Raw genomic sequence first — 9508 nt, 5'->3', positions numbered from 1 at the left:
CGGTGCTGGACGGACAAATTAAGAGGAGAAGTCGTTCAAAAAGTCCAAGTAGCGGTACGAGATGGACAAATTAAGGGAAGTTCGACAATGTTTCTACCATTGTCACCAGTTCTTTCAGTACTAAGCCAAATTGAGATAGTAAAACTGAATGCTTCGTATGTCTTCATCAGTTTCCCCCTTCTCTGGGAGTTCTGCTGCCACCTTGCTATATGTAGTTTTATATGATTGTAGTAATTCCAAAAAAATCTCTATAAAAATACAAAAATCTTTTCATTTATCCTAAATAACAGATTCTCCTTTTGCATAGTGTTATTTGAACATATGAAACTTAAAAGAAAGTCCCATATAGAATTACACTCAATTAAGCAATCTTATTTTTTGAGCAATGATTGTAGTCGTAAAAAAGCAAGGAATCCTTGCTAGCTTTCTTCATTAATTATGCGAAAATTTAAATAAGGAGGGAAGGAAATGAACATTGGTGAAAAGCTAAAGTTAAGAAGGAAAAAAGCAGGTTTTACTCAGGAACAAGTGGCGGAAAAAATGAATATAACGAGGCAAACCCTTTCGAATTGGGAAGTCGGGAAAAACTTCCCTGATATTGACTCCATAATTAAGCTAAGCCATATCTACCAACTCTCCTTAGATGAATTTTTATTAGGTAAAATTTTTTTCAAAGGAGCGATGGCAATGGTAAAGAAGTTACCGGAATTGGAGATTCAAAATTTGATTCAAATGCATTATCCTTCTGCTGATAATATAAAAGAGCTTAACGGTGGTCTTGTCTCTCAAACGTACTCCTTCAACTCAATTAATGACCGCTATGTTTTTCAAGTAGGAAATCGATTCGAAGTGTATGAAAAAGAGAGATGGGTTTACCATCGCTTTCATCATCTTCTTCCTTTAAGGGAGGTGTTGGCTATACAGGTAACTGAAAGTGATGTCCCTTACTCCATTTCTAAATTTATTGAAGGAACAAAATTATTTGATTTAAATAGCCAGGAAATACTAGATGTTTGTCCTGTTGTAGAAAAAAACCTTGAGGTATTGGAAGCAATTGAAATTACCGGACAGAATGGATATGGTCGATTTGATCATACTGGGCAGGCGGGTTATCCAACCTGGGAGGATTATATAAAGGCAGTTTACAATGAGAATATTTATGATTGGTCATCCCTGGAACGAAATGGATTAGATTCGGATGTAGTTGAAAAAGCTATTAAAGAGTTGAAATCCCATATTAAGAGTGTTTCTTTAAGTAAAAAATATTTAGTTCATGGAGATTTAGGTTCATTCAATTTATTGGCAAAAGACGGGCAAATTGCTGGAATGATCGATTGGAGCCTTTCTTTATACGGGGATCATTTATACGACAAAGCAAATATTCTTTTTTGGAATGAGGATAAGCTCCAGCCACTCATACATCGGATTACAAATAGGTATATGAGTTCTCCTGAATCTAAGGAAAAAATATACTGCTATATGCTTCGCATTGGTCTGGAGGAAATTCACAATACAGTTATTCTTAACGAAATAGGTTATGACATTGAATGGGTTGCAAATAGATTGCAACAAATTATTAATAATTTTCATTGAAGGAAGAAAATAATTAAAGAAATATAGCCCTTGGATAAAGTAAACCAAATCAATGAACAACGTATGAATTTCAACGTTGTTTTTTTTATTTGTACCTAAGCCATTATTTTTCTTGTTTGCAAAAAAGGGCTTTTCATTTCAAATGATGTTGTAACGATAATAGTGTACGGTACATAGTATAGAACAAATACTGTATGACATATAGTAATAACATATAGCAATGATAAATGAGGTGGGTGAATGAGTGCTTTATTGAATTCATTATCGACAGAGCTTAGGAGAGGAACATTGACATTAGCCGTTTTAAGTCAATTGCGAACACCACAGTATGGATATTCACTTGTTCAGTTATTGGAGGAATCAGGCATTAGCATTGATCAAAGTACTTTATATCCATTGCTTCGCCGTTTAGAAAAACAGGAGTTAGTCACAAGCAGCTGGGATACATCTGAGAGCAGACCGCGTAAGTATTATGTTTTAAGTGAATACGGTCTGAAAATCTTTTTACAGTTAAAAAAGGAATGGATTAAGAATTCGAAAGAACTTTATGGTTTATTGAAAGGGGATGAGGAAGATGAATTTAATTGAGGTTTATACTCAAGAAGTCACTCGCAGGCTGCCAGAGAAAGGACGTGCGGATATTGCACTCGAGCTGCGTTCAACCATTGAGGATATGCTGCCTGACGATTACAGCGAGGAAGATGTTAAGGAGGCCCTTGAAAAATTAGGGAATCCGGCAGCATTAGCGAGCGGGTATCGAGACCAGCCCATGCATCTAATAGGTCCACGTTATTTTGATGTATATGTTTCGTTATTAAAAATGATTTTACCAATTGCTGCTGTAGTCTCACTGATTTCTATGATTGCCAAATATGTGATCGGGTATAGTGGAGAAGAGGCTATTGTAAATGTTGTTCTTACTATAATGGGCGAAGGGATATGGAAAGTAATTGAAGTGGGCATTCAAACCTTTTTCTGGCTAACGCTTGTTTTCGCTCTTATAGAAAGAATGGATAAAGGAAAAGATCAACAGCCGTTATCGGCAAGTCTAAAAAAATGGACGCCTGATGATTTGAAAAACATCACTTATATTCCTAAGAAAAAAGCTATAAAAAAGTGCGAAGTATTTGGAAGTTTAATGTGGACAGCGATTTGGGCAACCCTTTATTTTTATGCGAATCACCTTACAGGTATTTATAAGGGAGACGGAAATCATCTTGAACTGGTCATTCCGGCTTTTAATCAAGAAGTTTTATTTCAATATTGGCCATTCGTTCTAGTTGTCATCGTCCTTGAGATTACACTAGCACTCTATAAATTAATCAAAGGACAATGGACAAAAAAAATAGCCATCTTCAACACGGCAGTTGAGCTGTTCGCAACCATAGTATTCATTGTTATTTTCAGCAATCCGAATTTGTTAAGCCTAGAATTTATCACGTATATGTCTGAATTATTTACTTCAACAGCCAAGCAATTTGAAACGTGGGTTATTAGCGGTGTAATGATCATATTTATAATAGGTGCGGCAATAAATATAATCGATGGGTTTCGTAAGGCTAGAATTCGTTAGAATATAAAATTATTAAATATGTAATATGTTAAAAAATAATTCGCTTCGGGGGGATTCTAGAAAGGATTGAAGCTCATTTTTGTTGAATTACTGAATTAACGGCGAAGGTTAGTTTGATAATATGTTGAAAATATGAATATAAACAAAGAAAGATACTAAGGGGTGATTAGTTCATAATGACAACAAATAAAAAATCTGGTGAAAGTAAGAAGTTGTCTGGTCCTGAACAGGTAGCAGAATTTATGAACAACCTTGAACATCCACTTAAAGAAGAAATAGAAGAGGTTCGAAATATCATTTTAAGTACTAATGATAAAATTACAGAACATATTAAATGGAATGCTCCTAGTTTCTGTTATGAAGGCGAGGACCGAATTACATTTAATCTTCATGGAAAAGGATTTATTCGACTCGTATTTCATTGCGGTGCTAAGGTAAAAGACCGAAAGACTAATGAACATCTGATTGTAGATCCTAGTGGAATATTAGAATGGAAAGCAGCTGACAGAGCAATGATGAAATTTACTGATAAAAAAGACGTTAAAGCTAAAGAAGAAAAACTTAGAGAAGTCATAAAAAAATGGCTCGAAGTTATTTAAAGTGTATGATGGCACTTCCTCCAACGATGGACTGTTTTAGCAGTCCATTTTCTTGGTTTTTTTAGTTTTATTTATTAGATAGAAAACTGGCACTGTCGGTATCTTTACTTATATTAAATACGATGGAAAATCATTCTGTAGATCACTGCAGTTAGTTGAATAAAAATCGATAAAGGATAATTACAATTAAGCAAGAATTTATAACTTAATGATATTATTCAGGGAGGAACCAAATGGAAGCGTTGATTGAAGAGTATAGCCAAGGATATACGATGTTAAGGGAATCAATTAAAGAATTGTCTGAGGATGAGATTAGGTTCAAACCAGGAAAGGATAAATGGAGTATACATCAGATTATTATACATATAACAGATTCGGAATTGGTGTCTACACATAGACTGAAAAAGGTTTTGGCCGAGTCTGAACCACTTTTAACATCGCCTGACCAGAACGCTTGGGCGAATTCATTGGATTATGAGCAATTAGACCGTGAACAATACTTACTCCTTTTTAAGATACTTCGCTCCAGTATGCTTCCTATTATCCGTAATTTGACAACCGAACAATTTGATAGAGTTGGAGTTTATGCAGATGCTGGACGATTCACATTCAAAGAATTATTGGAATTCCGTGTCCAACATATACAAGGACATCTCGACCAAATTGAAAGGGTAAAAAAAGCTTTTAGGGAGAAGAACGAATAAAGATTAATATGAACCTTATTAATTGTGAAATAAGAAATATTTGATTTTATGATTGAGATTATCTTTTAGTTATTCCATATAAGGCGAAATTCAAAAATACAGAAGGGTGTATTCTATGATCATACTTAATCAATCTGAATTTGATAAAGTAAAAAGTAAATTGAGGGGAAATAATGTAACTTGTCCAACCTTTGCATATTCAGTCTTGGATGGTTACATTAAAGGAACGGTCTATGCCGAGTCTAGATTTACTAATTCAGTGCTAATTGGAACAAATTCAGGTATTTATTTCGCTGCAGGAGAGAGTGATAATTTGGATTTCAATCATTTTCTCTTTGAGTTGTATAGGCAAAGGAAAAATAAGAAATCCCGCTTCACTTTATTTTCTTCATCCAAACAGTGGGATTATACAATAAAGAATCAGTTGAAAGATGAAATAAAACAATTGAGCAGATTTTCTTTTACATATGAAAATGATAAGAAACTAGATGATAACAACTTATTATCTTGTGATTATTCTATTGAAAAAATAAACACAGAAAATATAAAGAAGAGCTTGGAATTTAATGAGGAATACTATAATAAATATTGGGGTTCAATATCAAACTTTATTGAAAATGGTTTCGGATTCTGCATTCTGCATAATAGAAAAGTAGTCAGTGAATGTACTTCCATTTTTTCCTCTCAGCAATTTGCAGAAGTTGATATCGCGACTCACAAGGATTATAGAGGACAAGGATTAGCATCTATCATTGCAAACGCATTTACAGAACATTGTCTGAAAAATAGGATAGTTCCAAGGTGGGATTGTGATGTATCAAATACGTCTTCTATACATTTAGCAGAAAAATTAGGGTTTGTTAACCCTGTTGAATATTCAATTTTCGTATAGCAGGATCCATGGGGACGGTTCTTGTGGCTAGGATATCCACACTAAAAACCACAGGAACCGTCCCTTTGGCATTTCTCATATTTTCTTTAAATCATCATTTAATCTCCGGGCTTGATTTTTGAAGTAAAGGTAAAATGCGATCCAAAAGATTGTAAAAGTGACGATGGAGATTAAGAATGTTAACAAAATACTTTGTATAGTAAATGGAATCCATCCGATCGTAAGGGCCAAGATGAGGTAGAGGATCGTGACAGTTAAGAAATGGAAAATGGTCTGTTGAGAAAGTTTTAAATTTCTGTTTTTATAGTACAAGGAACTAACTGTGAAAAACCAGCCGCAGAGAATATAACCTATGGAGTTCTTCAAAAATAAGCTTCCATCTATCATTTCGAAACCCCCGAAAAGGATTGTTAAGTTGGTGTAAAGCACCGCAATGAAGCCTCCAAAGAACATACCGATGAAACTGCGAAGTGTAAATGTCCTCATTCTTTTTTCCTCCTATTTAATTTTAAAGCATCTTTTATCAAAGGGACATAGGTACGAGACACGTACTCTTTCTTCCCAGATTTGAAATAAACGCAGAGTGTACCATTGAATGAAGCTTCAAAGCGGCTCAATTCATGTAAATTGGCGATAACCGATTTAGAAAGGCGGATAAACTTTTTAGAAGGAAGCAGGGCTTCAAGCTCATATAACTTCTCTTTTAAAATAAAAGAATCCGTCTCTGTTACGGCAACTACATGTTCATTTTCTGTATGAAAATAGTGGATATCCACGGGTTTAAGAATATGCTGCATTTCACCTTTTTTGGCAATCAGGAATTGTTGTTCCCTTCCGTGAATGAAGTCAATTAGTCCCTGAATATTGTCATCTAACTCAGGGCTTTCAATGGTAATCTTTGTTTCTTTAAATGATTTATCGATGTTTAAAGAAAGTTTCAAATTTCAGACACCTCTTTTCACCTAAAATTATAATTGTTCCAGCAATCGATGTCTGTCAATAATTGTTCTTTTCATTCACTCCTCTCATTATCGCTCTAATCAAATTGTATGTGGATATTCCTAACAAGTCTGCACTATTCAAGTATGTGGTAGAAAATGAAGGGTAACTTGAAGAAAATAGTTAGTAACTTACATGAAAGGAGGGAATGCTACGAATGGTGAAAACCACAATAGGACAGTTCAATGGTTAAATAAGGTTATAATGAAAACTGGTATGAAGTAATATATTACCAGTCATGTTGTTCATTAAATACATAAAGACAATTAGGTTAAACGATTTAAAAAATATAAAAATTTATCATTCCAACGTAGGCTATGTAAGAACATTTGGGGATATATTTTTGCGTATCGCTTATCACGAATCTGTTCACACAGGCCTGTTGTTAGACTATATGTGAACAATGGGGATAGAGCGCCCGAAGATATGGGGTAAATCTTTTAGTACAAGACGTATGTAGTAGATTATTCTAGAATCGGCATTTCTTGTACATGTAATTTTGCTTTTTAGTTATTATTTTGAACATGGTAATGCATAACTGACCTATTCTGTGACACAAAAAAACATGGAATATCCATGTCAATAGTTGTATGTCTTTCTCTAATAGCCTCTATATTGCCGATAATGAGGAATGTAATGGGTTGGTTGGTATTGCTGAATATGATTTAGCTGTGGATACTGTTGAATTAAATATTGCTGATGCATATTTGCTTTTTCTCTGTTGCAATTCTCATATGGACCTATATAAGTTGTGGGTTTAACTGGTGCTATTGCTTTTTTCCATTGATTTTCATCAAGGCAATAAGTATGAGCCATGATATTTGCAGGGGTAAATTTTAAGATATCAGAGCCTAAAATTACTTCCGGAGTTGGTGCGTCAAAAATTGCCAAAATATGAGTATTATCAGCTGTAGCTACTTCATAATGCCACCACCCTTGTGGAACGTTTGCGACTTGCCCAGGTGTAATAGGGAAATTGAGAATCTGTTTTGTAAATGGGTTTAATATCGAAACAGTAACAGCACCAGAAATACAATAGACCAGCTGGGCAGCATTTTGATGATAGTGCGGTTCTACGACATTATTAGCACTTAGGAAAATATCAAGGAGAGACACATTTTCCAATGTATTCAACTGTTGAATGCCTAACACGTTAATAAAGTTGTTGTTATTTTTCTTGAACAAGGGACTTTTATTTACGTCAAAAGTGTATTGTGTTGACGGTGATGTGTAATCCATATAGGAAACCATAATATTCTCCACCTCTTCAATTAAGTATAAAAACTATATAGGCATGTTATGCACTTAATATAGTTCGGTGTTTTAGTTATTAAGACTTAATTGATACGCAGTTCGAACACAATGTGCATTATAGAGTAGCTTATTCAATAAAAGGGCGCAATTCAGCAACAAGAATTTCGCTCTTTCTCTATGTTAAGGGCCAGTTTGGTGAGAATGGGAAGGATATCAAGAAAATATATTGAAATTAAAGAGAGGATTTTATTTATCCAGTTGGACTCTTATTGAATTGCATGGGGGTGTTAATGATATATACAGGAATATTACTATACCCTAGATTTAGTGAATATGAATTATCAGTGCTTTTATCTGTATTAAAGCAGGGGCAGAAACGAACCGTATTTATTGGGTTGAATAACGAAGTAGTTAAAGGGGAGGCAGGATTGACAAGTATTCCTGAAGTAACAGTGAACGAAATGGATATTAATCAATTAGATAGTGTTGTACTTCCTGGAGTGGATGATTTTGAACATTTAGTTAACCATCCTGAGCTGACCTCGTTTTTAAGGAAATTTTTAAAAAAGAATATCATAATAGGAGCAATATCCAGTGCACCATATCTATTATCTATGAGTGGATTATTAAGTGAAAGAAAATATACGACTGGATTAACGGCTGATCAAAGAAATTTCTTAGGAACGTTTAACGAAGGTAATTACTTAGATTCACCTGTTGTGATTGATAGAAATCTTATAACTGCGAGAGGATCAGCTTTTATAGACTTTGCAATAAAGTATGGAGAGTTACTAAATTTAAATTTTGATAGAAGCTGGTACACAATAAAATAAGAAAATATACTAGCAATCAAATTTAAAGGCCGCTAATCCAATAAAAACTTTCATTTTTTTGTAGAAATAACAGCTAAAGGAGAGGCGCACTTATATGCCTAAACATAATGATGATGCTTCATTTGGCGATATGAATTTAAAAGACAAAATAGCAACAGTTGCCGGAATAACGCTTCTCATTATTCTGGTGCCCGGCTTTGTTCTGGGAATTTATTTTTTTGGGCTGGCCGGGGTTTTTGAACTGCTTGGCGTTCAGTATAAATCTGTCTGGTCATTGATTGTTTTTGTTGTTAGTTTCTTTGTTTTGAGCATTATTGTCGAATTGTTTTCCGGAGAGATTTTTGTGCTGCTTAAACGAATAATTACAGGGAAATTAAAGATGTTTTTTGTCCGGATCAGTATTGAAGTTGCCTCTAACTGGCTATGTCTCTTTACTGTGGATGAGTTTATGAATAGCATTATCCTTTCCTTGAAAACAGAGATCATAGTTGCTTTGCTGCTGGCTGCAGTAGAAATTGTATTTGATGATAAAAAGGATGAAGAAAAACAGAATGGTGGGGAATAGGTTATTCGGAGACATCTAGATAATATTCGGCAATTTCGCATTCAACAACATATCGCCCAGAACTTAAGAAATTCGGAGATTAATATAAAACTACTTTGATAGTAGGGTAAAAAACATTTCTATCTACCAACGTTGTTTTCCTCTCCTCTTTATTCTTTTATCCTTTATTACCCTGCAATACTCCTTTCAACTAAGATTTTTTATTAAATTTTCCCTTTTGATCTTTAGTTCAACCACCTGACTTTCATTTTCTAGTATATAGTCCTATTTATTAGTAACTTAAGGAATTGTTACTATATCACTAGCAATATAGTAAAAAAGTGCTATAATCTTGTGTGAAGTTAGAAGAATTTGTCGAATCATGTATAATTTTGACAGCAAAAATGGCAAAATCGTTGAAAAACGGTGGCGCAAAGCCTCAGACCTAAGGTAATTGCTATGGTGGCTGGGCTGCCGAAAGGAGACTATAATTTACGAAATGAAAAAATTCAAAATA

General features: G+C 34.3%; 11 protein-coding genes, 1 pseudogene and 1 riboswitch. Of the genes and pseudogenes, 9 read left to right on the top strand and 3 right to left on the bottom strand.

From position 1 onward, the window contains the following. Nucleotides 1-468: 468 nt before the first annotated feature. From V7127_RS01400 to V7127_RS01375, 6 genes are all read left to right on the top strand, one after another. Nucleotides 469-1593 (top strand): helix-turn-helix domain-containing protein, encoded by a 1125-nt coding sequence (locus tag V7127_RS01400; RefSeq protein WP_335344374.1) that lies wholly within the window; start codon nucleotides 469-471, stop codon nucleotides 1591-1593. Nucleotides 1594-1833: 240 nt separating this feature from the next. After that, nucleotides 1834-2181 (top strand): PadR family transcriptional regulator, encoded by a 348-nt coding sequence (locus tag V7127_RS01395; protein WP_335482991.1) that lies wholly within the window; start codon nucleotides 1834-1836, stop codon nucleotides 2179-2181. Continuing rightward, a complete protein-coding gene (locus V7127_RS01390) occupies nucleotides 2168-3166 on the top strand; it encodes an HAAS signaling domain-containing protein (protein WP_335482989.1) in 999 nt (332 codons plus the stop codon). The genes V7127_RS01395 and V7127_RS01390 overlap by 14 nt, the downstream gene beginning before the upstream one ends. Before the next feature lie 176 nt (nucleotides 3167-3342). Next, nucleotides 3343-3765 carry a DUF1801 domain-containing protein gene (locus V7127_RS01385; protein ID WP_335482988.1) on the top strand — a complete coding sequence of 141 codons (423 nt, stop codon included), beginning with the start codon at nucleotides 3343-3345 and terminating at the stop codon, nucleotides 3763-3765. A 233-nt stretch (nucleotides 3766-3998) separates the two neighbouring features. After that, complete coding sequence (locus V7127_RS01380) at nucleotides 3999-4469, top strand: DinB family protein (protein ID WP_335482986.1); 471 nt, start codon at nucleotides 3999-4001, stop codon at nucleotides 4467-4469. A gap of 115 nt (nucleotides 4470-4584) precedes the next feature. Then, complete coding sequence (locus tag V7127_RS01375; protein WP_335482984.1) at nucleotides 4585-5361, top strand: GNAT family N-acetyltransferase; 777 nt, start codon at nucleotides 4585-4587, stop codon at nucleotides 5359-5361. Nucleotides 5362-5436: 75 nt separating this feature from the next. On the opposite strand, the gene V7127_RS01370 is transcribed toward V7127_RS01375, so the two are convergent. Both V7127_RS01370 and V7127_RS01365 read right to left on the bottom strand, forming a co-directional pair. After that, a complete protein-coding gene (locus V7127_RS01370; RefSeq protein WP_335347898.1) occupies nucleotides 5437-5847 on the bottom strand; it encodes a DUF3021 domain-containing protein in 411 nt (136 codons plus the stop codon). Beyond that, entirely contained in the window at nucleotides 5844-6302 is a 459-nt protein-coding gene (locus V7127_RS01365) for a LytTR family DNA-binding domain-containing protein (protein WP_335347899.1), read from the bottom strand. Before V7127_RS01365 ends, V7127_RS01370 begins: the two co-directional genes overlap by 4 nt. 335 nt (nucleotides 6303-6637) lie before the next feature. Here V7127_RS01365 and V7127_RS01360 point away from each other — a divergent pair. Then, a pseudogene (locus V7127_RS01360) lies at nucleotides 6638-6760 on the top strand (DinB family protein); the annotation flags it as partial. 200 nt (nucleotides 6761-6960) lie between these two features. Here the strand turns inward: V7127_RS01360 and V7127_RS01355 are convergent. Next, nucleotides 6961-7611 carry a cupin domain-containing protein gene (locus tag V7127_RS01355; protein WP_335347900.1) on the bottom strand — a complete coding sequence of 217 codons (651 nt, stop codon included), beginning with the start codon at nucleotides 7609-7611 and terminating at the stop codon, nucleotides 6961-6963. Nucleotides 7612-7904: 293 nt separating this feature from the next. Between V7127_RS01355 and V7127_RS01350 the strand changes: the two genes are divergently transcribed. Together V7127_RS01350 and V7127_RS01345 are read left to right on the top strand one after the other, a co-directional pair. Beyond that, nucleotides 7905-8447, top strand: coding sequence for a DJ-1/PfpI family protein (locus V7127_RS01350; RefSeq protein ID WP_335482981.1), 543 nt, complete (start codon nucleotides 7905-7907; stop codon nucleotides 8445-8447). 94 nt (nucleotides 8448-8541) lie between these two features. After that, complete coding sequence (locus V7127_RS01345; protein ID WP_335482978.1) at nucleotides 8542-9012, top strand: regulatory YrvL family protein; 471 nt, start codon at nucleotides 8542-8544, stop codon at nucleotides 9010-9012. A 375-nt stretch (nucleotides 9013-9387) separates the two neighbouring features. Further along, nucleotides 9388-9470: riboswitch (cyclic di-GMP riboswitch) on the top strand. Nucleotides 9471-9508 lie beyond the last annotated feature (38 nt).

The sequence above is a fragment of the Bacillus sp. JJ1773 genome (assembly GCF_036962035.1).
Classification (GTDB): domain Bacteria; phylum Bacillota; class Bacilli; order Bacillales; family Cytobacillaceae; genus Cytobacillus.
Note: the sequence above shows the minus strand (reverse complement) of the source record. Positions and strands in the feature narration are given on the sequence as shown.

Bases quoted from the DNA above. Each gene is read 5' to 3' on its own strand.
- V7127_RS01400 (WP_335344374.1), top strand. From the start codon at position 469: ATGAACATTGGTGAAAAGCTAAAGTTAAGAAGGAAAAAAGCAGGTTTT.
- V7127_RS01395 (WP_335482991.1), top strand. From the start codon at position 1,834: ATGAGTGCTTTATTGAATTCATTATCGACAGAGCTTAGGAGAGGAACA.
- V7127_RS01390 (WP_335482989.1), top strand. From the start codon at position 2,168: ATGAATTTAATTGAGGTTTATACTCAAGAAGTCACTCGCAGGCTGCCA.
- V7127_RS01385 (WP_335482988.1), top strand. From the start codon at position 3,343: ATGACAACAAATAAAAAATCTGGTGAAAGTAAGAAGTTGTCTGGTCCT.
- V7127_RS01380 (WP_335482986.1), top strand. From the start codon at position 3,999: ATGGAAGCGTTGATTGAAGAGTATAGCCAAGGATATACGATGTTAAGG.
- V7127_RS01375 (WP_335482984.1), top strand. From the start codon at position 4,585: ATGATCATACTTAATCAATCTGAATTTGATAAAGTAAAAAGTAAATTG.
- V7127_RS01370 (WP_335347898.1), bottom strand. From the start codon at position 5,847: ATGAGGACATTTACACTTCGCAGTTTCATCGGTATGTTCTTTGGAGGC.
- V7127_RS01355 (WP_335347900.1), bottom strand. From the start codon at position 7,611: ATGGTTTCCTATATGGATTACACATCACCGTCAACACAATACACTTTT.
- V7127_RS01350 (WP_335482981.1), top strand. From the start codon at position 7,905: ATGATATATACAGGAATATTACTATACCCTAGATTTAGTGAATATGAA.
- V7127_RS01345 (WP_335482978.1), top strand. From the start codon at position 8,542: ATGCCTAAACATAATGATGATGCTTCATTTGGCGATATGAATTTAAAA.